This window comes from Aeromonas lusitana, assembly GCF_002812985.1.
In the GTDB taxonomy this organism is placed as follows: Bacteria; Pseudomonadota; Gammaproteobacteria; order Enterobacterales; family Aeromonadaceae; genus Aeromonas; species Aeromonas lusitana.
In genome coordinates this window covers 20,958-46,505 of the sequence record NZ_PGCP01000038.1, presented here as the reverse complement: position 1 = coordinate 46,505, position 25,548 = coordinate 20,958, and the positions used below count along the sequence as shown (strand labels likewise).

Here is a 25,548-nt window from a genome sequence, read left to right as displayed (position 1 = left end):
CCTGCCTAGCTTACACAAGGGCAACCCGGCTTGCGATCCTGGGGCGCTCTATTCTCTGGCTTGCTGGCGGGAATCTAGCTAAAATTAACCCCTATTGGGTAGTTGGGGTTGGCATGGCGCATATTTTCTGTCGTTGGTTGATGCAGGCATTGGGCAGTCCCGGCAAGCCGGCCGTGACCTGTCATGAGGCGCGCCCGCCCTGGGCCATCGAAGAGTCCCAGTTCCTCTCCCTGTGCAGCCGCTGCGGCGACTGCTTCCAGGCCTGTCCCAACGGCTTGCTCAAACCGGCGGATCGACCAGAGTACGACGGCACCCCCATCTCCGGCACACCTGTGCTGGATCTCGCCTGCGGCCAGTGCAGCTATTGCGGCAGCTGCGCCAGGGCCTGCCCCACCGGGGCGCTGGACCTGCAACTCGGTCGCCAGGTGCAGACCCGGGTGCGGATCGAGGCGAGCTGCCAAGCCCGCCAGGGCTTCTACTGCCTGTTGTGCGAGGATGCCTGCCCCCAGCAGGCGATCAAGGCCAGCAGCGACGGCATCAGCGTCAACATGGCGGCCTGCGATGGTTGCGGCGCCTGCGGCCTCGCCTGCCTGCACGGCGCCATCACCCTGATCCCCCAGCCCTGACGACGCCGGCAACGCACACACGATACTTCTTCGCGGCCCGACACCCTCAGCTCCACCCCCGACATGGATCCCAGACAGCAAAAAGGGCCCCGAGGGGCCCTTTCACCGTCACGACCCTCAGGCCATCGTCAGGATATTGTCCTGCTCTATGCCAAGCAGGTGGCATAAACGGGTGGGATCGCGCACCGCATCCGCGAGGGTGTACTCCCCCAGCACTTCCAGGAAGGCGTTCATGGCGCGGCGCAGAATGCCCTGGATGCGGCAGCCACCGGAGAGGCGGCAGTTTTCGCGCTTGCAGTCCACCGGGCAGAGCACGTGCTCCATGTCCATCACCACGTCCCGCAGGTTGATGGAGACGGCGGAGCGACCGAGCCGGATGCCACCATGCTTGCCACGCACCGTTTCGATATAACCCTTGATGCCGAGTTGATGCACTATCTTGACCACATGATTGCGGGAGATGGCGAAGGTGTCGGCCACCTCTGTGATGGTCGACAGGCGATCACCTGGCTGGATCGCCAGAAACGTCAGGGTACGCAGGGCGTAGTCGGTAAATCGTGTCAGTTGCATGGTCGCACTTGCCTCTTACTACAAGCCAGAAATCAGGACGACAACCGGTAGCCAAGCGGGGGAGATGACAGGGGCGCCTGCCCGGGATCCGCGTCGTTGGCCGAGTCGTGGAATGACAAGGTTAAGAGCAGCCCGGACGGGTGTCGACGAAGATGTACATAAATCGACACTTTCTTTGATTGATCGCAAACTTGCAGGCTCGGGGGGAGGTTTTGGCCACTTTTGGTGGCGAAGTCACCCTATCCGACAGGGCTGGATCCCATGGGGGACACGGCCGCGTTCAGCCGCTCAGTGAGGCTGCCTCAGCCAGTTCTTCAGGGCTTGTGAGGGGATGGAGCTCTCGGAGGCCACCGCGAAGGCGGCCCAGTCCACCGCACACTGCAGGGCATCCTTGATGGCCATGCCCCGGGCCAGCCCGTGAATGAGGCCACCGGCGAAGGCATCCCCCGCCCCCGTGGTATCCACCACCGAGACGGGACGGGCCGCCACCCGGATCTGCTCCTCGCCATGGAGCGCCACGGCCCCCGCCTTGCCCTCGGTCAGCACCAGCCATTCCAGCTGATCACCGGCGAGCTGGCGAGCGTGCAGCCAGGGATCGCCCACCTCGGCGAGATCCGAGCGAGAGGCCACCAGCACGTGGCAGGGACGACGAGCTTGGCCGCCCTTGGGATACTGGGCCACCACGAAGCTCTTGCCGAGCATCTGACGCATATAGCCCGTGATGGCGGTGCCGGGGTAGTTCACATAGAGGCAGTCGATCCCCTCCGTCGGCAAGTCCCCCGGCAGATCCGGGCGGCGTGGCCGCCGGAGTATGGTGCGCTCGCCGGTGGAGTCCACCAGGATCAGCAGTTCCCCCGTCTCACCACCGAAGCGCTCCACATGGGCGCAATCCAGGCCGTGGCTGGCCGCCTGCTCCAGCAGCCAGTCGCCGGTCTCATCCAGCCCGACCCGGGAGGCGATACTGACCTCGTGCCCCGCCCACACCAGACCTATGCCGGTGTTGGCGGCGCCGCCCCCGAGCCTGCGCCCCTGATCCAGGTACTGCAGCCGCGCCCCCGCCACCAGGGGTTCGGCCAGGGAGAGCACGTGATCACAGTTGAGATTGGCGAGCAGCAGGATGCGGGACATGGAAACCTCGACGGCAGCAAGGGCCCGATGGGCCCTGAATACACATCATCCGCGATCGGATGACGGGAGACGACTCAATAGACGGGCAACTCCACCCCTGCCAGCAGCTCGTCGATGCGGGCCTGGGTCGGCTGCTGCATGACGTTCTGGATCACCTCCTTGGTGAGGTGGGGGGAGAAGGAGCTGATGAAGTCATACATGTAGTTCTGCAGCAAGATGCTCTTGCTGAAGCAGATCTGGGCGGGGCAGGGCTCGAACAGGTGCTCCAGATTGATGGCCACCAGACCCGGCGCATCGTGATCGTTCGCCACCAGGGACGAGATGATGCCGATGCCAAAGCCCAGCTCCACGTAGCGCTTGATGACGCCCGCATCCATCACTGTCATGTAGTAATTGGGGCTGAGACCGGCGGCCTGGAACACCCGATCCTGCACCTGACGCCCGGTGGCGCCGCTCTCGTAGCTGAGGATGGGGAACTGGCAGAGCTGCTCCAGACTCGGCTTCTTGACCTTGGCCAGCGGGTGATCCTGAGGCACCACCAGGGAGAGGGTCCAGAGGTAAGCGGGCAGCGCGATCAGCTCCTTGTCGAAGCCTATCTCGTGGGCCACGATGGAAAAATCCGAGTAACCCTTGCTGATCTGCTCCTTGGTGGCCGACATCACGGGATGCAGGTGGAACGAGATCTTGGGGTACTTCTTGGTGAAATAGGTAACGCTTTTCGGCAGCAGGTAGCGCGCTATGGTGTGGGTGGTGTGGATGTTGAGCGTGCCCACGGTCGGGTCCAGGTACTCCCGGGAGATGGCCTTGATCTTGCCCTCTATGTTGAGCATGGCCTCGGCGCACTTGATGATCTCCTCCCCCACCGGGGTGATGCGATGCAGGTGCTTGCCACGGCGCTCGAAGATGCGCACCCCCAGCTCGCTCTCCAGCAAGCCGATCTGCTTGCTCACCCCAGGCTGACTGGTATAGAGCGCATCGGAAGCGACGGACACGTTGAGATTGTGGTCCCGCACCGCGATCAGATACTTCAACTGCTGTAGTTTCAAGTTTGCACCCTCACAGGCTGGCGCGGCTGCCGTCAGATGACGCTGATCAGAGGAACAAGGCCGCCACAAATGGCGGCCAGTGTATCATCCGAACTTGGCATATCACCGCTTGATCCTTCATTTTGCTACAAAATCTAGCATCTGCAGGGGGGATATGACAAACGTGCTTCAGCGCAATGAGGACTCGACCGGCAGTATGCCGAGGAACTGCAACAACCACTGCATCATGGTGGCCGAATCCACCTCCCCCTCGAGGGAGGAGAGGCTGCTCTGGTAATGGGCATCGGGCAACCTGTCCCGCCGCCGCTCGATCAGCGCCCGGTTGTACTCCACCGAAAACTCCGGGTGCCCCTGAATGGCGACTATGTGATCCCCCTGCAGGAACATGAAGTTCGGGCAGAAATCGTTGCCCGCCAGCAGAGTTGCCCCCGGTGGCAGCTGCTCCACCTGATCCTGATGACTCGCCAGGATCCGGATGGTTTCCAGCTCAGGCTGCATCCAAGGTTTCGCCGCCTGCATGGGATGGACCGAGACGCCGAGCCCCCAGCCCTTGGTGGACTTCATCACCTCCCCCCCCAAGGCCTGGGCGATCACCTGGTGACCGAAGCAGACCCCGGCCAGCTTGACGTTGGCGTCGTGGGCCTGACGGATCCAGTCGCGCAGCGCCAGGATCCAGGGCAGATCACTGTAGGCATCGTGGCGGGAACCGGTGATGAGCCAGGCATCGCACTCATTCAGATCGGCCGGCAGCTCGCCATCGAGGGCCGACCAGACTCGGTATTCCAGCGCCGGCGCCAGCGCCCGGAAGCCCTTGATAAACATCTCGGAGTAAACGGGGCCAAAACTTCCCACCAAATCGGGATCCAGCCGGTCACAATCGAGAATTCCCAGTCGCATCTGTCACTCCTTCACAGGGATAGCGGGGCACTCCGGCGGATCCCTCCGCCGGGCCATGCCTGGGCTAACTACTGCATGGTTGTCATTTCATGGTCGGCATGGAGAACTCGGCGCCGGCGCGCAGGCTCTGGGGCCAACGGGCGGTCACCGTCTTCATCCGGGTGTAGAAACGTACCCCGTCCGGCCCGTGCATGTTGAGCGGCCCGAAGATGGACCGCTTCCAGCCACCGAAGCTGTGAAACGCCATGGGCACCGGGATGGGTACGTTCACCCCTACCATACCGACCTGCACCCGCGTGGTGAAGTCCCTTGCGGTGTCGCCATCGCAGGTAAAGATGGCGGTGCCGTTGCCGTACTCGTGTTCGTTGATGAGCTTGAGCGCCGTTTCATAGTCCGGTGCCCGCACTATGGCCAGCACAGGGCCGAAGATCTCCTCCCGGTAGATGCGCATCTCGGGGCCCACCTTGTCGAACAGGCTGCCGCCGATAAAGTAGCCGTCCCCATGACTCACGCCACGGCCATCGACCACCAACGCAGCCCCCTCGGCCACCCCCTGATCCACGTAACCGCGCACCTTGGCCAGGTGCTCGCGGCTGATGAGCGGCCCCATCTCGTTCTCCGGGCTCGGGCCAAGGCCGGGTCCAACCCGCAGTTTCTCCACCAGCGGCGCCAGCTTCCCGACCAGGGCATCGGCGGTGTCATCGCCGACCACCAGGGCCACCGAGATCGCCATGCAGCGCTCACCGGCGGCGCCGTAAGCTGCCCCCATCAGGGCAGAGACCGCCTGATCGAGATCCGCATCCGGCATCACCAGCATGTGGTTCTTGGCGCCGCCGAGCGCCTGCACTCGCTTGCCGTGGGCGGAAGCGGTGGCATAGATGTATTGGGCTATGGGGGTGGAGCCGACGAAGGAGACCGCCTGTACCCGCGAGTCGGTCAGCAGCACGTCCACCACCTCCTTGTCGCCATTGACCACGTTCAGCACGCCATCCGGCAGGCCCGCCTGCTTGAGCAGCTCGGCCATGCGCAGGGAGAGCGACGGATCCTTCTCGGAGGGCTTGAGGATGAAGCTGTTGCCACAGGCCAGCGCCACCGGGAACATCCAGAGCGGCACCATGGCCGGGAAGTTGAACGGCGTGATGCCGGCGCAGACCCCCACGGGTTGCATCATGGAGTGGCTGTCCACCCCCCGGCCCACGTTGAGGGAGTGCTCCCCCTTGAGCAGATGGGGGATGCCGCAGGCAAACTCCACCACTTCCAGGCCACGGGTCAGCTCGCCCTGGGCATCGGAGAACACCTTGCCGTGCTCACGGCTGATGAGCCTGGCCAGCTCGTCCCTGTGCTGCTCCATCAGCTCCTTGAAGCGGAACATCACCCGGGCCCGCACCAGGGGTGGTGTCTGGGACCAGTCGGCGAAGGCGCGCTCGGCGCTGGCGATGGCCTCCTGGCACTCGGCGGCGGTGCTCAGCACCACCTGACCCTGCTGCTGGCCGGTGGCCGGGTTGAAGATGGCACCGAAGCGCTCGCTGCGACTCTCTGTGGTCTCGCCGTCGATGAAGTTGTTGACCCTGTATGTCATAAATCCTCCGTGAAATTGGGGTTCCCCTGCGCGGCCATGGGCATCAGGCGCAAGGAAGGGGCGCCCACCCGGGCGCCTCGCAAAAAATAGGGGTGGGTGATCAGTCCTGAGCTTGCAGGGCGTCCTGCAGCAGGGTGAAGAGATCGTCGATCTCGCTGCGCTCTATGATGAGGGGCGGCGACAGGGCGATGATGTCGCCTGTAACGCGTATCAGAGCCCCCTTCTCGAAGCAGCGCACGAACACCTCGTAGGCGCGCTTGCCCGGCGCATCCGGCAGGGATTCGAGCTCTATGCCCGCCACCAAGCCGTAGTTGCGCACGTCCTTGACATGCTTGCAGCCCTTCAACGAATGAGCCGCCTCCTCCCAGTAACCCGCCAGATCGGCGGCGCGAGTCAGCAGGTTTTCGTTGCGGTAGATCTCCAGGGTCGCCAGACCCGCGGCCGCGGCCACCGGGTGGCCCGAATAGGTGTAGCCGTGGAACAGCTCGATGGCGCCCTTGCCGGCGGCCATCATGTCGTCATAGATGTGGTCTTGTACCAGCACGGCCCCCATGGGGATGGCGCCGTTGGTGAGCCCCTTGGCGCAGGTGATCATGTCGGGGATGACATCGAACTCCTGGGCGGCGAACGGGGAGCCGAGGCGACCGAAGCCGGTGATCACCTCATCAAAGATCAGCAGTATGCCGTGCTTGGTGCAGATCTCCCTCAGCCGCTTGAGATAACCCTGGGGCGGCATGATGACCCCTGTGCTGCCAGCGATGGGTTCGACGATGACGGCGGCGATGTTGCTGGCGTCATGCAGGAACACAATCTTCTCCAATTCATCGGCCAGAGTGAGATCTTCTGCTGGCAGCCCCTTGGTGAAAGCATTTTTGGCGATATTCAGGGTGTGAGGCAGATGATCCACTCCGCCGAGCAGGGAGCCGAACCACTTGCGGTTGCCGGGAATGCCGCCCACCGAGATGCCGCCGAAGCCCACCCCGTGGTAGCCGCGCTCACGGCCAATCAGCCGGGTGCGGGTACCCTGACCGCGGGCCCGTTGCCAGGCCAGGGCGATCTTCAGCGCCGTGTCCACGGCCTCAGAGCCCGAGTTGGTATAGAAGACGTGGCCGAAGCCCTTGGGGGCGATCTCCACCAGCTGGTTCGCCAGTTCGAACGGCAGCGGGTGTCCCATCTGGAACGTGGGTGCGAAGTCGAGGTGGGAAATCTGCTGGGAAACCGCCTCGGCAATCTCGCGCCGACCATGACCCGCGTTGCAACACCAGAGTCCGGCGGTGCCATCCAGTATCTTGCGGCCATCCTCTGAGTGATAATACATCCCCTGTGCCGACTTCAAGATGCGCGGCGCCGCCTTGAACTGCTGGTTGGCGGTAAAGGGCATCCAGAAGGCGGACATGTCGGGGGTATTGATGTCGCTGATCGGTTTCATGGTCACCTCATCCTTAAGGCGTTTAGTAACGCTTGGCCATTGCCTATTAAATTAAACACCTGAATCCATAAAAAAGGGCCCGTTTATCGCCCTTGCTTGGTGTCACCCCCTCGGGGTGGTATAAGATATTTAACACAATTTTAATAATAGTAAACAGTCAAGGAGTGTCTATCGATGGATATCGGTCACCGCCTCAAGGCGGTTCGCACCAAGGCGGCCCTCTCCCAGCGCGAGCTGGCCAAGCGCTCCGGTGTGACCAACGGCTTTATCTCCCAGATCGAGAAAAATCAGGTGAGCCCCTCAGTGGCCTCGCTGCGCAAGGTGCTGGAAGGCATTCCCATGTCCCTCGCCAGCTTCTTCACCGATGAGACGGAGATGGATTCCGAGGTGATCTTCCGTGCGGACGACATGCCGGATCTCGGCACCCATCCCATCAGCTACAGGTTGGTGGGCCACAGCCGCGCGAACCGCGCCATCGGCATGATGCAGGAGATCCTCCCCCCCGGCGCCGATACCGGCGACGACATGCTGAGCCACGAGGGCGAAGAGTGCGGCATCGTCATCCAGGGCCAGGTCGAGGTCACGGTCGGCGAGCAGGTCTATCTGCTGGCGCCGGGGGATGGCTACTACTTCGACAGCCGCACCCCGCACCGTTTCCGCAACGTGGACGAGCACGAATGTGTGCTGATCTCCGCCAACACCCCCGCCAGCTTCTGACCGCCCGCCACGGCGGTCAGACTCACGCAAACCGGGCCGATCCTGGCTAATCCCCCATCTGCTTCTGACCGCCCGCCACGGTGGTCAGACCCACGCAAACCGGGCCGATCCCGGCTAATCCCCTGTCTGCTTCTGACCGCCCGCTACGGCGGTCAGACTCACGCAAACCAGGCCGAACCCGGCGAATCCCCTGTCTGCTTCTGACCACCGGTAACGGCGGCCCGACCCACGCAAACCGCCGATTCAGGCCTTCGCCCTCGTCAGCGTCTTACCGCTGGCGAGGGCGAATGTTTAATAAAATGTTACAGAATGGATTTACAAGCGGCAGCATGTTTAGCATATTGATACGCAGAGACCTTATCTGTCGGTTCAAGGAGTGAACATGAGTGACCTGACCCTGGCCCAGTGGCAACACAAGGCCTCCCACCTGACCCTGCCCTCCCAAGCCTTTATCGACGGCAGCTACCGGGACGCCGTGAACGGCGCCACCTTCGATTGCATCAACCCGGCCAACGGCCAGCTGCTGACCAAGGTCGCCTCCTGCGACGCCGCCGACGCCGAGCTGGCGGTGCAGGCCGCCCGCGCCGCCTTCGATGACAAACGCTGGAGCGGGCTGGCCCCGAAGCAGCGCAAGCAGATCATGCAGCGCTTCGCCGAGCTGATGCGCCTGAACAAGGTGGAGCTGGCACTGCTAGAGTCCCTGGACATGGGCAAGCCCATCGGCGACGCCATGGGCTATGACGCCCCCGCCGCCGCCAACTGCATCGCCTGGAACGCCGAGGCCATCGACAAGATCTACGATCAGGTCGCCCCGGTAGAAGAGTCCGCGCTGGCACTGGTGACCCGTGAGGCGCTCGGGGTGGTGGCCGCCATCGTGCCCTGGAACTTCCCCCTGGTGATGGCCTGCTGGAAGCTGGGCCCGGCGCTCGCCACCGGCAACTCGGTGATCCTCAAACCCTCCGAGAAATCTCCCCTCACCGCCCTGCGCATCGCCGGCATCGCCAAGGAAGCGGGCATCCCCGACGGCGTGTTCAACGTGCTGCCGGGCTTTGGCCACACCGTCGGCGAGGCGCTGGCCATGCACATGGACGTGGATTGCATCACCTTCACCGGCTCCACCCGCATCGGCAAGCACCTGGTGCAGTGCTCCGGCAAGTCGAACCTGAAGCGCGCCTTCATGGAGTGCGGCGGCAAGAGCCCGAATATCGTGCTGGCGGACGCGCCGGATCTGGATGCCGCCGCCAAGAGTGCGGCGGGCGCCATCTTCTACAACCAGGGGGAAGTGTGTACCGCCGCCTCCCGCCTGCTGGTGCAAAACAGCATCAAGCCTCAGTTCATGGAGCGCCTGCTGGCCCATGCCCGCGAGTGGATCGCTGCCAACCCGCTGGATCCCGCCACCCGCATCGGCGCCATGGTGGACGGCATCCAGATGGATCAGGTGCTGAACTACATAGAAATCGGTCGCCAGGAAGGGGCCAAGCTGCTGCTCGGCGGCCAGCGCACCCAGCAGGAGAGCGGCGGCTTCTATATCGAGCCCACCATCTTTGACGAGGTGACGCCCCAGATGCGCATCTTCCGCGAGGAGATCTTCGGCCCAGTGCTGGCGGTGACCGGCTTCGACACCCTGGAAGAGGCCATCGCCCTTGGCAACGACACCGACTACGGCCTGGCCGCCGCCATCTGGACCGCGGACCTGAACAAGGCGGTCAAGGGCTCCCGCGCCCTGCGCGCCGGCACCGTCTTCGTCAACAACTGGGACGGCGGCGACATGACGATGCCGTTCGGCGGCTTCAAGCAGTCCGGCAACGGCCGCGACAAGTCGCTGCACGCCCTGGAAAAATATACCGAGCTGAAAAGTACCTGGATCCAGCTCGATTAACGTCGAATATGACGAGATCAGGCAACAAAGGGGGAGAAATCCCCCTTTTTCATTTTTATCCTTTCATCACTAGCCTCAATCGATATAATCATCAAATAGCAAGCCGTTAAATTTAAAGATAAAAATGCTGTTCTTCCTGATGAGTGTCCTGTTTCTGGTAGTAGGATTGCCGCTGTTGTTCTTCGTGATGGGTCAGGGTGAGGCCTATGTGACCTGGGGCCCCTGGATCTCCGCCATCGTGCTCATGCTGTGGCTGTTGCGGGATGTGGAGAAGATCCGCCGCGGGGGCCGCCGCTGACCCTGAGTCATGCTGTCAAAATCGCCTCCGACCAATTTATTCACTTCTTTCCATCCAAAAGGATGGCTACACTGACTTTTTGCGATGTTGTCCCACATCCGCTCTCCAGTGAAGGTTATCCGCATGCAGCAACACAGCCAGCGCCAGGGCGTCATCTATGCCCTGTGCGCCTATACCCTTTGGGGCCTTGCCCCCATCTACTTCAAGACGATTGCTGCCGTGCCGGCCGCCGAGATCCTGACCCACCGCATGATCTGGTCCTGCGCCCTACTGATGGTGCTGACCCTGCTCGCCCGCCAGTGGCACAAGGTACAGGCCGTGCTGCGCCAGCCCAAGGTGCTGCTCACCCTGGCCTTCACCTCGGTCACCGTCGGCGGCAACTGGCTGCTGTTCATCTGGGCCATCAACAACGGCCACATGCTGGATGCCAGCCTCGGCTACTACATCAACCCCCTGTTCAACGTGCTGCTCGGCATGCTGTTTCTGAGCGAGAAGCTGCGCCGCCTGCAGTGGTGGGCGGTGGGACTAGCGGCGATCGGGGTCGCCATCCAGATCGTCGCCTTCGGCTCCCTGCCCTGGATTGCCCTGGTGCTGGCCTCAAGCTTCGCCATCTACGGCCTCATCCGTAAAAAACTGGCGCTGGATGCGCTGACCGGCCTGCTGATCGAGACCATGATCATGCTGCCGCCGGCGGCCATCTATCTGTGGGGATTCGCCGACAGCCCCACCAGCCATCTGACCCAGAACGACTGGCACCTGAACCTGCTGCTGATCGCCGCCGGGGCCGTCACCACGGCGCCCCTGCTCTGCTTCACCGCCGCCGCTACCCGCCTCAAGCTCTCCACCCTGGGCTTCTTCCAGTACATAGGCCCGAGCCTGATGTTCATCCTGGCGGTCACCCTGTACGGGGAGGCGCTGGCGCTGGACAAGATGATCACCTTCGGCTTTATCTGGAGTGCGCTTGTGCTGTTCAGCCTGGATGGCCTGCGTAGCGGCAGGCGGCGCCAGAATGCCGCCTGAGGCGGCGCAATAATCTACAAGCCAGGAAGCGGGATTTGGGGTATCTATAAGTCATGAGCGCTCCCCAATCCCGCATCCACTACTGGCAACCCCGGCTGCTGCCGGGGGTTGAACTCTCCCACTCCCATCACAGGGAGTTCAGCTATGGCCGCCACGTACACCTGGACTACCACATAGGCCTGGTGCAGCAGGGTGGCCAGAGGTTCATCCACAAGGGCAGCAGCCACAATCTGGTGCGCGGCGAGCTCTCCACCGTCAACCCGGACGAGATGCACGACGGCCTGAGCCTGCTGCCGGAAGGGTACGAGGTGCGGGTGTTCGCCATCGCCCCGGAGCAGCTGGCCCGCTGGCTGCCAGAGGGCCCGGAGCCCTTCTTCGACAAGGGCTTGCAGACCCGGCCCGACCTCTATCAGGGCTTCGCCCACCTGCACATGTATCTGGACAGCCCGGAGCCGGACGGCCTGCGGGCGGAGAGCGAGTTGCTGGCCCTGCTCGGCGAGCTGTTCGGGCTGGCCCCCGAGCGCCACGTGCTGGCGGATCCTCAGCTGCGGTACCTGCGGGACTACCTGCTCGGCCAGCTGGATCAGCGCCACAGCCTGGAGGATCTCGCCGCCCAGTTCGGGCTGGATCGCTTCGCCTTCCTGCGCCAGTTCAAGAAGAAGACCGGCATGACTCCCTACGCCTGGCTCAAGCGGCTGCGCCTCGAGCAAGGCAAACGCCTGCTCGGCGCCGGTATGCCGGTGAGCGAGGTGGCGCTGGCGGTCGGTTTCTTCGATCAGAGCCACTTCCACCACGGTTTTCGCCAGGCCTTCGGGCTCACCCCGGCGGATTACCGCCAACAGATACGGCCTTAGACCCGCCCTCCGCTGGCAACCGGCAGAGAGGAACTTTGATAACCCCCGCCGATAGCCGTCAGCAGAGACAAATCCAACCAAGTCAGCAGTCAGCAGTCAGCAGTCAGCAGTCAGCAGTCAGCAGTCAGCAGTCAGCAGATCGGCGTCTACCACCGTCAACCCGGCCGACAACGGGCGATGCCCCTGTATTTCGCACTTTTTTCAGGCCCTCTTACAATACAAAACTCCACAATAGCCATATGTAGCAATACCAAACACTGCCTAGGGTCATAACCTCTCGCCGCTCGTCACCCCCTCTCTCCTTGGTGCAATCTTTTACAAGCCAGCCCCCCTGACCATGTCCCATGCTGTGCCCTCGTCTTGTCGTCGAGGTATACCATGTTCACCAGCCTGTTCCTGACCTTAGGGGTCATCCATCTCGTTGCCCTGGCAAGCCCAGGCCCGGATTTCGCGCTGATCCTGCGCACCAGCTTGCATCGCCCCACCGCCCTCGGGGCGGCGCTCGGCATAGCGCTCGCCATCTTGCTGCACGCCACCTTGAGCCTCACCGGCATCAGCCTGCTGATCGCGAGCCAGCCCTGGCTGTTTCTGGGAGTGAAGATAGTGGGCGCCCTCTATCTCGGCTGGCTCGGTTGGGGTGCGCTCAAGGGCGCTTGGCAGGGAGCGACGGGGCAGGCGTTCAGGGCGGGTGGAGAGCGTCAGGGCTGGCGCAAGGGCATCAAGATCGGTCTTGCCACCAACCTGCTCAACCCCAAGGCGCTGCTGTTCTTCATGGGATTGCTGGCGGCCATGGTGACCCCGCAAGTGGATGGCCTGACCCGGGGCCTGCTGATCCTGGAGCTGTTCCTGCTCTCCCTGGCCTGGAGCCTCTCCACCCCGAAAGCCCAGGGACTGCTCGGCCGGGTGCAGCGCCCACTCAACCTGGTCACCGGCCTGCTGTTTTGCGCCGTCAGCCTCTCCATCCTGGCCGAGCTGGCCGTCGAGGCCAGCGCTTATGTCTGAGACATAAAACGCACAGAAACGGCCCGGCGCCACCGAGCGGGCTGGCATTGGACTCATTGCGGGATTAGGATGCACGCCTTTACCACAACAATGTGAAGGATGTATCGGCATGACTCGACAATGGTCGCTCCCCATCGTGGCTCTCGCGGGGGGAGCGTTGTTCTATCTGGGGGAGACGTTCGGCATGAAGTGGGCCCTGATGGCCCTCATCGGCTTCGGTTTCGGTTTCACCCTCTCCTTCAGCCGTTTCGGCATCGTCTTTGGCTGGCGCGAGATGCTGACCAAGCGCAACAGCTACTATGTGCGGGCCCATCTGCTGACCATCGCCATCGAGATCCTGCTGTTCACCTGCTTCCTCTCCTTCAGCCACGCCCTGTTCGGCGATGCCATGGTGGGCAACGTCATGGCCATAGGCGTGCCCTTCATCGTCGGCGCCTTCCTGTTCGGCATCGGCATGCAGCTGGCCGGGGTCTGCGCCACCGGCACCCTGTACTGCTGTGGCGAGGGCCAGCCCCGCTTCTGGCTGGTGCTGGTCTGCTACGGCATAGGCACCCTGATCAGCAGCCAGTTCCGCCCCACCCTGGACGCCACCTTCTCCAGCCATGTGGTGCTGGCCCGGGATCTGACCGGCAACCTCTGGAGTGGCATGCTGCTGAACCTGGCCCTGGTCGCCGTGCTGTTCATGCTGTTTCGCCGAAGCGAGTTGAAGCGCACCGGCGAGATCAAGCCGCTGCTGCGCGGCACCCAGCTGTTCTGGCGCGACGGCCGCTTCACCGTGCTGACCGGCGGCATCGTCATCGCCCTGCTCAACTCCGCCGTGGTCGCCTTGCACGGCTCGGCCTGGACCATCACGGGCGCCGTGTACGACATGGCGCTGCGCGGCGCCTCTGTGTTCGGCCTGTATGAAGGCAACCCGAAACTGGCCCAGCCGCTGTTCATCAACCCCATGGTCGGCATGTTCTGGCTCGGGATCCTGGGGGCGGCGCTGGCCCGTTGCCTCACCGGCGGCGGCACCTATGCCCCGATGCGGCTCGGCAACAGCCTGGCATCCATCCTAGGCGGTCTGCTGATGGGGATGGGGGCCATGTACAGCGCCTGCAACCTCGGCGGCTTCTTCGATGGCACCGCGTCCGGCAGCCTGCACGGCTGGGTCTGGATGCTGATGGCGCTGGGCGGCAGCCTGATCGGCATCCGTCTGCGACCCCTGTTCAGGCTCTGATGCAAAAACGGGATGGGGCCTGATGGCGCCATCCCGTCATTCGCTTTGCAACCGATGCCCTGAAGCCCAGCTTCGACGGATAAAAAAGGGGCCGAACCGGCCCCTCACTCCCCGCGCTGTTTCACCTTGCGCAGATACACATAGCCTTCCCCCGGACTGCCCCAGCGCTGGTGCGCCTCGTTGTCATAAGCCCTGTCCAGCAGCCTGACGCTATCCGGGCCAATCCAGAGGTATTGCACCAGGGTGCTGGCGCCGCCGAAGTTGGTGGAGCAGCTCCCGACCCGGCTGTGCCCCCTGTACTCCCCCGAGGGTTGGCGGCTCAGCCAGATCTCGCAACCCTGACGCAGGGAGAGCTGTTGCGGGGTCAGGGTGTCGAGCAATTCCGGCTTGCGCCAGGCACCGGCGAAGTCGGTGGCTCTGGGCATAGTCAGCTCCGCCATCAGGATCTGACCATCCGGCAGGGGGGAGAAGCGGTAGATGCGCTGGCGAAACGGGCGTACCGCCCGCTCGGTCAGGAACTGCTCGGCATAAACCCAGCGAAAGCCCTGATAACCGGGCCAGATCTCCATCAGTCGCAACTCGGCACTGGTGAAGCGCTTGTCGTAGCTGGCCTGCTCCCGACTGGAGAACTCGCCGGAGAACCAGGAGAGCAGCGGCTCCATGCTGACCCGACTCAGGAGTGGCGTGGCCGGCGGCGCCACAAAGGGGGCCGGTGCCGCCCACACCAGGCAGGTATAAAACAGCCCGAACAGGGCCGCCATCAGCTTTATCATCGAATCCTTCCGAGTCGCTTGCATGGCGGCGATTATATGAGCGAACGCCCGCAATAACCTCTACCTTGATCAACTCCTTCAAAATCCGATGAAAAATCACTGCGTTAGCGAACGACTGCGACGCAGCCCCGGCCTGCGTCCGATCAGATCAGCATCCGAACCGCACAGTAGACCAGCAGGGCCGCCAGGGTCAGGTTCAGGATGCGGCCATGGCGCTGAAACAGGGGCTGCAGCAGATGACCCGCCAGGGCCCAGCAGAGGTTCCCCAGCGTGCCGATCAGCGCCAGCAGCAGGCTGACACCCAGCACCCAGACGAGTTCTGTGGTGTGGGGCAACACGAAGGTGGAGAGCGCCGTGATGCCGTAGAGGATGATCTTCACGTTCACGAACTGCAGCCAGAAGCTGGTCCAGAAGCCGGGCAAGGCTCCATCTGTGCTCGACAGGTTGGAGCCGCTGGTCGCGATGCGCCAGGCCAGCCAGAGTACATAGGCGGCCCCGGCCCAGCTGAGCCAGCCGACCAGCGCGGGGGAGAGGCTGATGAGGGTGAAGGTGAACAGGGCACACAGCAGCATGATCAGCAGGAAGCCCGCGCTCATGCCCGCCAGCACCCGGCTACTGCGGCGCAGACCATGCTGGTTGGCGGCGCTCAGGGCCAGGATGTTGTTCGGTCCCGGCGTCATGGCCGTGATCAGGGTGTAGGTCAAAAATGCGCTGACAAGGGTCGAGGTCATGGTGTTTCTCCGAATGGGAGTGATACCTTAACGCGGCCACTGGCATCACAAAATCGAATGTTTTAGCATGCTAAATTCAACCATTTCGATGAATTGGAGTCCCCATGGATCTGCGACGTCTCATTACCCTCAAGACGGTGATCGAGGAGGGCTCCTTCGTGAAGGCATCCCGCAAGCTCTGCTGCACCCAGTCGACGATAACCTTTCATATCCAGCAGCTTGAGCAGGAGCTTTCGCTGCAACTGTTCGAAAAAATAGGGCGTCGCATGTGCCTGACCAAGGCCGGGCAGAACATCATGCCCCATGTGCACGAAATGATCCGGGTGATGGCGGGTCTCCGTCAGGCGGCGCAGCAGGACGCCGAGCCGAACGGCGAGCTCAGGGTCGCCATCGGCGAAACCCTGCTGGCCTACAAGATGCCGGCGGTGCTCGAGCGCTTCAAGCGGCTGGCCCCGGGAGTGCGCCTGTCGCTCCAGTCCCTGAACTGCTACGTCATTCGTGATGCGCTGCTGGCGGACGAGGCCGATCTCGGCATCTTCTACCGGGTCGGCAACGACGCCGCCCTGCAGATGGAGAGCTTTGGCGAGCAACCCCTGGTGCTGGTAGCCTCCCCCGCCCTCAGCGGCATCGACTTCACCCGCCCGGATCAGCACCTGCCGGTCAGCTTCATCATCAACGAGCCGCAGTGCATCTTCCGCCAGCTGTTCGAGAGCACCCTTCGCCAGCGCGCCATCACCCTGGACGGCACCATAGAGCTGTGGAGCATAGAGAGCATCAAGCGCTGCGTGGCCAGCAACCTCGGCGTCTCCTTCCTGCCCCGCTTCGCCGTCGAGCGGGAGCTGAGTTCGGGGGAGCTGCAGGAGCTGCCCTTCTCCCCCACGCCCCTCGGCATCACGGCCCTGTGCGCCCACCACGCCGGCAAGTTTGTCAGCCCCGCCATGCGGGTGTTTATGGAGTGCGTGCAAGCGTGCCTGACAGAGGAGGGGCAGCCCGCGGCAAATGGGGCCACTCATGGCAACCAGGATGCGCGGCGCCTGACAGCAAGCTGACCCCTTCATGGGGGCGCCACGACTCCCGGCCCCCGGTTGTCCTTCCCCCGAGCGACTATCCTTGCTCGGACACTACCGAGAAGGAACCCAAGATGAGCACAGGAACAGTGACGCTGCATCGCGTCCTCAAGGCCCCGCCCCTGCGGGTCTATCGCGCCTTTATCGAAGGGGAGGCACTCGCCAAGTGGCTGCCGCCCCACGGCTTTACCTGCAAGGTGGCCGAGCTGGATGCCAGGGTCGGCGGCCACTTTCGCATGGCGTTCACCAATTTCGGCACCGGCCATAGTCACGCCTTTGGCGGCGAGTATCAGGAGCTGGAGCCGGGCAAGCGCATCCGCTACACGGATAGATTTGATGACCCCAATCTGCCGGGGGAGATGCGGGTCACCATCAGACTGACCCAGGTGCTGTGCGGCACCGAGCTCGCCATCGAGCAGGCGGGGATCCCGGCACTCATTCCGGTGGAGATGTGTTACCTCGGCTGGCAGGAGTCCCTGAGCCAGCTCGCCGCCCTGGTGGAGCCGGAGATCCCGAGCGAATAACCGTTCAGTCCCGCATCAGGGGCCCAACGCAGACCAGAACCTGCCGCCCAAAAATACAGAGAGCCTGCCAAACTGGCAGGCTCTTTTCGTTTCGACAGACCGCGACTCCTATCCCAATAGGCGTCATTGTCGATGGCAGTTTGGACACAGCCAGCGCGCTGAAACCGGAGCGTACTGGAGTACGTGAGGATGTCGAGCACTGCCTGGGTTCAACATGGCGAGTTAACTAGCCTGATGGGATGGGTTCTTATTGCAGGTTCAGGCCACCCAGGTAATCCCCCTTGCCGAGGTTGACCCCGGCCTGACGCAGCAGGGCATAGGCCATGGTCAGGTGGAAGTAGAAGTTCGGGATGCCGTACTCGTGGACGCAGGTATGGCCATCCATCCCCTTGCCACCGGCCCAGTAGGGATAGTAGTGACCGCTCGCATACTGGCTGAAATCGGCCTCCAGCTTGCTCTGCAGATAGGCGATGGTCTTGCCGATATGGGCGCGCAGATCCGCCATGGTCTTGGGGTCATCACCCAGCACAGGCAGCTCGCTGTGGCTGGCAGTGGCAACCAGGGCGCGGGCCGTGTCGCAGCAGATCAGGATCTGCTTGGAGAAGGGCAGCATGTCGACGATAAGACGCTCGCCCACAAAGTTGTCCACGTTGAATTTCTTGGCCTCGGCGTGGGCCTCGGCCTTGGCCAGGCAGTGGTCGAGGTTGGTCAGCATCTTGATAAACTGGGCGGCGATATCACGATTCATAATGCACTCTCGGTTGGTTGAAGGCAGTGAAACAAGCGGCATCACTATAGCGCATCCCCTCCCCGGTTCGAGCCCTGGCTGGCAAAAAGCACCGAGGCCGGCGTGCAGAGCGACAGGCCATGGCCGACCCTGCAAGGCCGCGCTGCCGACGCCCCTGGTCCAGCGCCGCCATGCGCCACTCTTCGAGTCCCTCTTCGCCTCTTTTTTGATCTGTGACATGCATCACCCTTTTTCAGGGGCGTAGTCTGATCCCGCCGCCCGGAGCACCCATCCGGGTACAACAAAAGGAGAGTGCAATGAAGATCTATGATCGGAACCGCAATGTGCTGACCCTGGGCCAGCGCGTCATGATCGCCGCCACCGGCGCCGTCGACGTCCTGAAGGAGGCCCACACCGACAATATGACCCCCTATGAGGCGGAGCATGAGAAGTGCGTGCTGCTGGCCAACTCCCGAGAGCGTTACGCGCCCATCGAGTTGATTAGACTAGGCTGATAACCCGCGTTCTCTGTCACCCTACTCTTTACAATTCACCCGGCCGCCGCGCCCCGTCCAACGGCCGGGTTTCTGATTTACCCTCCCCCGCGTTTCTCCCCGTTTATGCCCATGGCTTATTGGCTTGGCATCCCTAGATATGTGCAGATCAGGCCCTGCCCACGCCTTGTTTCCCTATTCTATGACTTGGCCGACCTGATGGCTGCCCCTGGCTGGGTTTCTGGCGCCAGCAGCCGCCTGCCGAGATAACGGATCAGCAGCAGAGGGGGCAGCAGGGTAAGCAGCAGCCAGTGGGTGTGGGGCAGGATAAAGGTCCAGATGATCTCGTGAGGCAGCCAGGTCGAGGCGGTAGCCGTCATAAAAGCGATGTCATAGGTTTGCCACAGCCAGAGTCCGGCAAAGAGCGGGAGCAGCAGCGGGCGCGGTGTCAGCAAAAACAGGGGCAAGAAGGCGCAGGCGAGCACGAAACTAAACTCCAGCATGGCCGGAGCCAGTTCGGTAAAGGTGCGCCCTGAAGAGAAACAGCTCCATTCGAGGAAGGAATCGACCTCCAGCACCGGCAACCAAGATGCGTATTGAAACAGGGTGAACGAGAGCAAAAACAGCAGGCTGGTCAGTAGCGCCAGAGTCGTTTTTCGCAAAAACCAGCGTCCTAACCAGCGCATTCTTGGCATCCATTTAGACATTAATGACCCCCATCCAGTGACGGGGCAGTATGCCGTGGTTCGCCGCACCATCAAAGCAGCATCTTGGGCTACCCACCTTTTTGGTGACAGCACGGATAACCCACCAGACAAGGCTCACTTCAGAAAGATGGGTGTCCCAGATTTCATTGGTGACCGAGCGGCGCAGCCAGACCCGGTTACGCCATGGAGAACGGGACCTCTGGCAACGCTATTATTGGGAACATCTGATCCGGGATGAGCAGGATTCACCATATGGGTGTGGCAAGTGGCGTCTATCCGCAGGATTGGGGCTGTTCCTTCGAGACAACGCCGATAGAGAGAGTAATCACCAAAAGGACGTTTCCTTCGCGAACAATTACGCGAACGTCCGATTACGCTTCTCTAAGTGAATATACGGACTAGTCACCGCAACCTCATCGTCAAAAGGAAACTCATAGTCTGTAGACTCATAGTATTCAATGGGCGGATAATATCCATATGAAAGAAATAAAGAAGAAGTTTGGTGAAAATATGAAATTTCACCGACAAGAACAACATCTATCACAAGAAGAACTTGCGGATAGATGTTCTTTACATAGAACTTATATCAGCTCTGTTGAACGTGGTGAGCGAAACATTAGCTTGGAGAATATTATTATCATATCCAGAGCATTAGATATTACACCAACAGAGTTGCTTAGAGGTATTGAATGAACAGATCTCCCTACGCTGACCACGACAAATCAGAATGGAAGTCAATAACAGAAAAATTAATTAATAAACATCCATTACCCAAGGATTTTATTATAGAGGTGGTTCATGATGCTTGGAATGGTATATTCAACACCTCTATAGGAAATAATGGTCTTAAAATAGGTGAGCATATATTTCCTAAACCTCAAATCATTGGCGCATTGCTCCATGAGCTTATCCCTGCAGAAATAGAGGCTGCTTTCCCATTAGCATGGAGAGGTGAAAAGAATGCGGGTGATAAAGATATCGTATATATTCCAGATGACTTTTATTCAATAGAGCTAAAAACATCGTCAAATCCATCTCGAATTTTTGGCAATCGCAGCTATGCCCAACAGCCTACACAAGGTAAAAAAAGTAAGGATGGTTTCTATTTAGCCGTAAATTTCTGGAAGTTTTCTGCCAGCAAAGTCAAACCTGAAATTCAGACTATCAGATTTGGATGGCTTGACCATACTGACTGGAAAGGCCAGAAAGCTGAATCTGGACAACAATCTAGTCTCTCACCAGAAACTTACGAGCTAAAATTTAAAACTCTATACTCAAAAAGATAAAGCACACTGAGCTGTTGTTAGCTTTGAATCCTCTTGATAATTGGTTATGCGTTGGCCTGCATAACCAATATATTTCTCTTCAAGTTCAAACCCTATAACCATTCTCTTGTTTCTAAGAGCACACTCTGCCGTACTACCAGACCCCATGAAAGGATCTAATATCAGATCCCCCTCATTGCTAGAGGCCAGCATCATCCTCTCAACCATTGCCATAGGGAATTGAGCGGGATGAGGTGTCCTTTCCGCTGACGAGCGATTTCTACCTGATGTAACTTTAGGAATCTGCCAAACATCAGAAGGATTCTTACCATTAGGATTACATTTCAATTTTCCGTTTTTTTTCTGATTTGGATACTTAACATTCGGATCGCGAACATCATCCAAATTGAATATATAATCACTTTTGTCCTTTACATACCACAGTAATTTTTCATTCCTTGGAGAGAATCTATTCTTGCATGCAACTCCAGCAGAATAATTCCAGATAACCTCTTGAATGAGATAAAAAGGAGTTCTATCCCAAAGAAGGTATGGAATAGGAACCGCTAATCCTTTGGACTCTACTTCTAGATATCCTAAATTAAGCCAAAATGTTCCATTGGGTTTCGTTATTCTGTGAACCTGTTGTATCCACGACTCACACCAAGACAAGTAATCATTAAGATTATTTAACTTTTCGTACTCCTTCCCTATATTGTAGGGAGGAGAGGTAATTGTCGCATCTATCAATCCATCAGGTATCTGTTTCATGCCATCAAGGCAATCTCGATTATAAATAACCACACCATCTTCTTCAAAAGAAGGCGTACCTAAAATAGATTTAATTAAGTTTAATTTTTTCATCGTCATGAAACTTATAGTATTCACCAACTAATGTTGAGTCAAGCTTATTCATTGCAAACTCTCCGGCTAAAAACAGCTTATCGCAGGATCATATAAACTTCATTTGGAGCCAAGCATACCGCTTACCAAAGCAGAATCGGCCTCGATTTTGCGCAAGGACACGGATGTCCGAAGTGAACTTTAACTGAAGCCATGGAAGGCGCAAGCTAAAGTGCCGTCTGCGGCGGCCCGTCCGACGTTGGCTCTGGACCGAGGGCACTGGCGAAGCCAGCGGATTGGCGGGGGAGAAGACCTTTGGTGACTTTGGGTCTTTCCAAAGTCACTCGTCCCAGCCCGAAGGGCGGGCGAAACCCTGTCGAGGGCCATGCCCTCGCGTCCTGCACGGCGCCAGCCGTGCTACCAACGCCATCTCCCATGACGCGAACGTCCGATTACGCTTCGCTAATCGAACCTACCTGTGACAAAAAAGGAGCCATCGGCTCCTTTTCACATCACAGGTGGGTGCGCTGCGCCTTACAGCGCCTCAAGGCGGGCATATGCCGTCACCAGCCACTTGGCGCCGACGTCGTCGAACTGGATCTGCACCCGGCTCTGCTGGCCGACCCCTTCGAAGTTCAGCACTATGCCTTCCCCGAATTTCGGGTGCAGCACCCGCTGGCCGAGCTTGATGCCGCTGGCGTCGAAGCTCTGCTGCACCTCGTTCTGGCTGAAACGCCCGTACTGGGTCGGGCGGCTCACCTGGGTGCGCAGCCGGATCTCTTCGAGGCACTCGGCGGGCATCTCGCGGATGAAGCGGCTCGGCTTGTGGAACATCTCGCGGCCGTAGATGCGGCGGCTCTCCGCATAACAGATGTAGAGCTTCTCCATGGCGCGGGTCATGCCTACGTAACAGAGGCGCCGCTCCTCTTCGAGGCGGCCCGACTCCTCGGTGGATTGCTGGCTCGGGAACATGCCCTCCTCCACCCCCACCAGCAGCACCAGAGGGAACTCCAAGCCCTTGGCGCTGTGCAGCGTCATCAGCTGCACCGCATCGGCGTATTCGTCCGCCTGATTCTCGCCAGACTCCAGCGCCGCGTGGGCGAGGAAGGCGGAGAGATCGCTCATGTCTTCCAGCTCGTCCGGCCGCTGGTACTGGCGGCAGGCGGTGACCAGCTCGTCCAGGTTCTCCACCCGCGCCTGGGACTTCTCGCCCTTCTCGGCCAGATACATGGCCTTGAGGCCGGAATGCTGGATGGCGATATCCGCCTGCTGGTGCAGCGGCAATAAGGAGACCTGCTCCTCCAGCGCGTCTATCAGTTCCACGAAACCGCGCACCGCGTTACCGGCACGGCCGGTCAGCACCTTGTCATTCAGCAGGGTCTTGGCGGACTGCCAAAGGTTCTGGCCCTGATCGCGGGCGTTGTTGCGCAGGATCTCCAGGGTGCGATCGCCGATGCCACGGGTCGGGGTGTTGACGACCCGCTCGAAGCTGGCGTCATCGCCGCGGTTGTTGATGAGCCGCAGGTAGGCCATGGCATCCTTGATCTCCTGGCGCTCGAAGAAGCGCAGGCCGCCGTAGATGCGGTACGGCATGGCGTCCTGCATCAGCGCCTCTTCCAGCACCCGTGACTGGGCGTTGGAGCGATAGAGGATGGCGCAGTCGGTGAGCAGGCCCCCCTTCTCCTTCCAGTCCTTGAGGCGACCAACCACGAAGCGGGCCTCGTCCACCTCGTTGAAGGCGGCGTACAGGGAAATCGGATCGCCCTCGGCCCCCTCGGTCCACAGCTCCTTGCCGAGGCGCTCCGCGTTGTTGGCAATGACGCTGTTGGCGGCTTTCAGGATATTGGCGGTGGAGCGGTAGTTCTGCTCGAGGCGTATGGTCTCGGCGCCCTGGTAGTCGGTCAGGAAGCGCTGGATGTTCTCTATCTTGGCGCCGCGCCAGCCGTAGATGGACTGATCATCGTCGCCGACGATCATCACCCGGCCTGTGTCGCCAGCCAGCATGCGCAGCCAGGCGTACTGGATGCCGTTGGTATCCTGGAATTCGTCCACCAGAATGTTCTGGAAGCGATCCCGATAGTGCTCGAGGATGTGCGGCCGGTTCAGCCACAGCTCGTGGGCGCGCAGCAGCAGCTCGGCAAAATCCACCAGCCCGGAGCGATCGCAGGTCTCCTGATAGGTCTTGTAGATCTGCTGATAGGTGCGGGTGACGGGATCGCCGTAGAGATCGATGTCGCCGGGGCGCAGACCTTCATCCTTCTTGCCGTTGATGTAGCCCATCACGGCGCGCGGGGCCCAGTGCTTCTCGTCCAGGTTCAGCGCCTTGAGCACCCGGCGAATGAGGCGGTACTGGTCGTCGGAGTCGAGGATCTGGAAATCCTGGGGCAGGCCCGCATCCAGATGATGGGCCCGCAGCAGGCGGTGGGCGATGCCGTGGAAAGTGCCTATCCACATGCCGCGCACACCGTCACCTATGACCTTCTCGACCCGGCCACGCATCTCGGCGGCGGCCTTGTTGGTGAAGGTCACGGCGATGATGGAGAAGGGTGAACAACGCTCCACCTGCATCAGCCAGGCGATACGGTGCACCAGTACCCGGGTCTTGCCCGAACCGGCACCCGCCAGCACCAGCAGGTTGCAACGGGGGGCCGCCACCGCGTCTCTTTGCTTGTCGTTGAGCCCGTCGAGCAAGGTTGAAACGTCCATCACCACTCCTGTTTATTTATACAGGCGGCGATTATACGGCCTGAGCGGCCAGAGACCAAATCCGTGTGACATAGGGTCCTTGCCGCCCCTGGCAGGAGAAGATGCTGTTTCCATGCCACAAAATAGTGTCAATGGAAGCCGCCTTTTTCATCAGACAAGAAAAACGCTTGCGCCTAACTCGATGAATACAAACAAAAATGTCATTTGAACCCTATTAATCGCAGCATTTAGTTCTGAAAACCAGGTTAAAAACAAACACTTATAAAGCAATTTGCTTATATTTCAAACCGTTAACGCAAACGTTTTTCCTTTATGATCTCCTTGACCCACAAGTTGGCTCACTTACAGTTAGCCAGCGTGCTTTATAGCCTGCTGCTACGGCGGGTTGTGGACCCTCAACATAACAATCAAGGATACGATCGTGACTAAAGTGCTCAAGCTGGCCACCGTGGCCACCCTCACCCTTGCTGCCCTGTCTGCCCAGGCAGCCTCCGATCCTGCCGTCATCTATGACACCGCCGGCAAATTCGACAAGTCCTTCAACGAAGCCGTGTTCCGCAACGGCGTCGAAGTTTACAACAAGGACAAAGGCGTCAAGGTCAAGGAGTTCGAACCCCAGAACGAAGCCCAGCGCGAGCAGGGTCTGCGTCGTCTGGCCAGCCGTGGCAACACCCCCATCGTCGCCGTCGGCTTCAACATGGGCTCTGCGGTAGAGAAGGTCGCCACCGAGTTCCCGAAAACCCAGTTCACCATCATCGACATGGTGGTCGACAAGCCGAACGTACAGTCCCTCATCTTCAAGGAGCATGAAGGTTCCTTCCTGGTGGGTGCACTGGCAGCCATCGCCTCCAAGACCGGCAAGGTCGGCTTCGTGGGCGGCATGGACATCCCGCTGATCCGCAAATTCCAGTGCGGCTACGAGCAGGGCGCCAAGTACATCAATCCGAAGATCGACGTATACCAGAACATGACCGGCTCCACCCCGGCCGCGTTTGCTGACCCGGCCAAGGGTGCAGAACTGGCCAAGTCCCAGTTCGCCAAGGGTGCAGACGTTGTCTATGCTGCCGCTGGCGGCACCGGCATCGGTGTTTACCAGGCTGCCAAGGACGAAGGCAAGTTCGCCATCGGCGTGGATTCCAACCAGAACCACCTGCAACCGGGCACCATGCTGACCTCCATGGTCAAGTCCGTCGGCCTGGCCGCTTACAAGAGCTGGGATGACGCCGCCAAGGGCGAGTGGAAGCCTGGCATCCAGTCCCTGGGTCTGGCGGAAGGCGGTGTGGATTGGGCGCTGGATGAGAACAACAAGGCTCTGATCACCCCGGAAATGAAGGCCAAGGTCGACGCCATCAAGGCCGACATCATCGCCGGCAAGATCAAGGTGCACGACTACATGAGCGACAACTCCTGTAAGTACTGAGTCTCTGCTACGACTCTCAACCTATGA

26 protein-coding genes are annotated in these 25,548 nt (G+C 60.5%); 14 read left to right on the top strand and 12 right to left on the bottom strand.

Going from position 1 to position 25,548, the window contains the following annotated elements:
* The first annotated feature begins 113 nt into the window (after window positions 1-113).
* The gene (locus CUC44_RS18700) at window positions 114-626 is read left to right on the top strand and encodes a ferredoxin-type protein NapF (protein ID WP_100861376.1); all 513 of its coding nucleotides are present in this window, start codon (window positions 114-116) and stop codon (window positions 624-626) included.
* Between the two features lie 117 nt (window positions 627-743).
* On the opposite strand, the gene CUC44_RS18695 is transcribed toward CUC44_RS18700, so the two are convergent.
* The 6 genes from CUC44_RS18695 to aptA all read right to left on the bottom strand — a co-directional run bounded on the left by CUC44_RS18695 (window position 744) and on the right by aptA (window position 7,275).
* A complete protein-coding gene (locus CUC44_RS18695) occupies window positions 744-1,196 on the bottom strand; it encodes an Rrf2 family transcriptional regulator (RefSeq protein WP_005326180.1) in 453 nt (150 codons plus the stop codon).
* A 288-nt stretch (window positions 1,197-1,484) separates the two neighbouring features.
* Window positions 1,485-2,324 (bottom strand): PfkB family carbohydrate kinase, encoded by an 840-nt coding sequence (locus CUC44_RS18690; protein ID WP_100861375.1) that lies wholly within the window; start codon window positions 2,322-2,324, stop codon window positions 1,485-1,487.
* A 74-nt stretch (window positions 2,325-2,398) separates the two neighbouring features.
* Window positions 2,399-3,370, bottom strand: coding sequence for a LysR substrate-binding domain-containing protein (locus tag CUC44_RS18685; protein WP_100861374.1), 972 nt, complete (start codon window positions 3,368-3,370; stop codon window positions 2,399-2,401).
* Window positions 3,371-3,538: 168 nt separating this feature from the next.
* Complete coding sequence (locus tag CUC44_RS18680; protein ID WP_100861373.1) at window positions 3,539-4,267, bottom strand: glutamine amidotransferase-related protein; 729 nt, start codon at window positions 4,265-4,267, stop codon at window positions 3,539-3,541.
* Window positions 4,268-4,349: 82 nt separating this feature from the next.
* Window positions 4,350-5,846 carry a CoA-acylating methylmalonate-semialdehyde dehydrogenase gene (locus CUC44_RS18675; RefSeq protein WP_100861372.1) on the bottom strand — a complete coding sequence of 499 codons (1,497 nt, stop codon included), beginning with the start codon at window positions 5,844-5,846 and terminating at the stop codon, window positions 4,350-4,352.
* A 100-nt stretch (window positions 5,847-5,946) separates the two neighbouring features.
* On the bottom strand, window positions 5,947-7,275 hold the full coding sequence (gene aptA / locus CUC44_RS18670) for an omega-aminotransferase AptA (RefSeq protein WP_100861371.1): 1,329 nt from the start codon (window positions 7,273-7,275) through the stop codon (window positions 5,947-5,949).
* A gap of 174 nt (window positions 7,276-7,449) precedes the next feature.
* Between aptA and CUC44_RS18665 the strand changes: the two genes are divergently transcribed.
* The 7 genes from CUC44_RS18665 to CUC44_RS18640 all read left to right on the top strand — a co-directional run bounded on the left by CUC44_RS18665 (window position 7,450) and on the right by CUC44_RS18640 (window position 14,264).
* The gene (locus CUC44_RS18665) at window positions 7,450-7,992 is read left to right on the top strand and encodes a cupin domain-containing protein (RefSeq protein WP_100861370.1); all 543 of its coding nucleotides are present in this window, start codon (window positions 7,450-7,452) and stop codon (window positions 7,990-7,992) included.
* 382 nt (window positions 7,993-8,374) lie between these two features.
* Window positions 8,375-9,871 (top strand): aldehyde dehydrogenase, encoded by a 1,497-nt coding sequence (locus CUC44_RS18660; RefSeq protein WP_100861369.1) that lies wholly within the window; start codon window positions 8,375-8,377, stop codon window positions 9,869-9,871.
* 124 nt (window positions 9,872-9,995) lie between these two features.
* Window positions 9,996-10,169 carry a hypothetical protein gene (locus CUC44_RS21125; protein ID WP_167388952.1) on the top strand — a complete coding sequence of 58 codons (174 nt, stop codon included), beginning with the start codon at window positions 9,996-9,998 and terminating at the stop codon, window positions 10,167-10,169.
* A 123-nt stretch (window positions 10,170-10,292) separates the two neighbouring features.
* Window positions 10,293-11,189, top strand: coding sequence for an EamA family transporter RarD (gene rarD, locus CUC44_RS18655; RefSeq protein ID WP_100861368.1), 897 nt, complete (start codon window positions 10,293-10,295; stop codon window positions 11,187-11,189).
* 53 nt (window positions 11,190-11,242) lie between these two features.
* Window positions 11,243-12,043 carry an AraC family transcriptional regulator gene (locus CUC44_RS18650; RefSeq protein WP_100861367.1) on the top strand — a complete coding sequence of 267 codons (801 nt, stop codon included), beginning with the start codon at window positions 11,243-11,245 and terminating at the stop codon, window positions 12,041-12,043.
* Window positions 12,044-12,421: 378 nt separating this feature from the next.
* On the top strand, window positions 12,422-13,045 hold the full coding sequence (locus CUC44_RS18645; protein ID WP_100861366.1) for a LysE family translocator: 624 nt from the start codon (window positions 12,422-12,424) through the stop codon (window positions 13,043-13,045).
* 109 nt (window positions 13,046-13,154) lie between these two features.
* Window positions 13,155-14,264: a YeeE/YedE thiosulfate transporter family protein gene (locus CUC44_RS18640; protein WP_208621091.1), complete on the top strand. Its 1,110-nt coding sequence runs from the start codon at window positions 13,155-13,157 to the stop codon at window positions 14,262-14,264.
* A gap of 104 nt (window positions 14,265-14,368) precedes the next feature.
* Here the strand turns inward: CUC44_RS18640 and CUC44_RS18635 are convergent, their stop codons facing one another.
* Together CUC44_RS18635 and eamB are read right to left on the bottom strand one after the other, a co-directional pair.
* A complete protein-coding gene (locus CUC44_RS18635) occupies window positions 14,369-15,037 on the bottom strand; it encodes a chromophore lyase CpcT/CpeT (protein ID WP_100861365.1) in 669 nt (222 codons plus the stop codon).
* Between the two features lie 143 nt (window positions 15,038-15,180).
* On the bottom strand, window positions 15,181-15,768 hold the full coding sequence (gene eamB, locus CUC44_RS18630) for a cysteine/O-acetylserine transporter (protein WP_100861364.1): 588 nt from the start codon (window positions 15,766-15,768) through the stop codon (window positions 15,181-15,183).
* 104 nt (window positions 15,769-15,872) lie between these two features.
* Here eamB and CUC44_RS18625 point away from each other — a divergent pair, with 104 nt between their 5' ends.
* Both CUC44_RS18625 and CUC44_RS18620 read left to right on the top strand, forming a co-directional pair.
* Window positions 15,873-16,817 (top strand): LysR family transcriptional regulator, encoded by a 945-nt coding sequence (locus CUC44_RS18625; RefSeq protein WP_100861363.1) that lies wholly within the window; start codon window positions 15,873-15,875, stop codon window positions 16,815-16,817.
* Between the two features lie 92 nt (window positions 16,818-16,909).
* Window positions 16,910-17,359 (top strand): SRPBCC family protein, encoded by a 450-nt coding sequence (locus CUC44_RS18620; RefSeq protein WP_100861362.1) that lies wholly within the window; start codon window positions 16,910-16,912, stop codon window positions 17,357-17,359.
* Between the two features lie 247 nt (window positions 17,360-17,606).
* Here the strand turns inward: CUC44_RS18620 and CUC44_RS18615 are convergent, their stop codons facing one another.
* Complete coding sequence (locus CUC44_RS18615) at window positions 17,607-18,107, bottom strand: DUF1993 domain-containing protein (protein ID WP_100861361.1); 501 nt, start codon at window positions 18,105-18,107, stop codon at window positions 17,607-17,609.
* 296 nt (window positions 18,108-18,403) lie between these two features.
* Between CUC44_RS18615 and ydfZ the strand changes: the two genes are divergently transcribed.
* Entirely contained in the window at window positions 18,404-18,601 is a 198-nt protein-coding gene (gene ydfZ / locus CUC44_RS18610) for a putative selenium delivery protein YdfZ (protein WP_100861360.1), read from the top strand.
* A 179-nt stretch (window positions 18,602-18,780) separates the two neighbouring features.
* Here ydfZ and CUC44_RS18605 read toward each other — a convergent pair whose 3' ends face one another.
* Window positions 18,781-19,287: a hypothetical protein gene (locus tag CUC44_RS18605; protein WP_100861359.1), complete on the bottom strand. Its 507-nt coding sequence runs from the start codon at window positions 19,285-19,287 to the stop codon at window positions 18,781-18,783.
* A gap of 477 nt (window positions 19,288-19,764) precedes the next feature.
* Between CUC44_RS18605 and CUC44_RS18595 the strand changes: the two genes are divergently transcribed.
* The gene (locus CUC44_RS18595) at window positions 19,765-19,980 is read left to right on the top strand and encodes a helix-turn-helix domain-containing protein (protein ID WP_100861358.1); all 216 of its coding nucleotides are present in this window, start codon (window positions 19,765-19,767) and stop codon (window positions 19,978-19,980) included.
* Complete coding sequence (locus CUC44_RS18590; protein WP_100861357.1) at window positions 19,977-20,573, top strand: ScaI family restriction endonuclease; 597 nt, start codon at window positions 19,977-19,979, stop codon at window positions 20,571-20,573. Before CUC44_RS18595 ends, CUC44_RS18590 begins: the two co-directional genes overlap by 4 nt.
* On the opposite strand, the gene CUC44_RS18585 is transcribed toward CUC44_RS18590, so the two are convergent.
* Both CUC44_RS18585 and uvrD read right to left on the bottom strand, forming a co-directional pair.
* Window positions 20,562-21,416, bottom strand: a complete 855-nt coding sequence (locus tag CUC44_RS18585) for a DNA-methyltransferase (protein WP_208621090.1) — start codon at window positions 21,414-21,416, stop codon at window positions 20,562-20,564. The two genes, CUC44_RS18590 and CUC44_RS18585, sit on opposite strands and share 12 nt — an antisense overlap.
* Before the next feature lie 513 nt (window positions 21,417-21,929).
* On the bottom strand, window positions 21,930-24,101 hold the full coding sequence (uvrD, locus tag CUC44_RS18580) for a DNA helicase II (RefSeq protein ID WP_100861356.1): 2,172 nt from the start codon (window positions 24,099-24,101) through the stop codon (window positions 21,930-21,932).
* 421 nt (window positions 24,102-24,522) lie between these two features.
* Here uvrD and CUC44_RS18575 point away from each other — a divergent pair, with 421 nt between their 5' ends.
* The gene (locus CUC44_RS18575; protein WP_100861355.1) at window positions 24,523-25,521 is read left to right on the top strand and encodes a BMP family lipoprotein; all 999 of its coding nucleotides are present in this window, start codon (window positions 24,523-24,525) and stop codon (window positions 25,519-25,521) included.
* Window positions 25,522-25,548 lie beyond the last annotated feature (27 nt).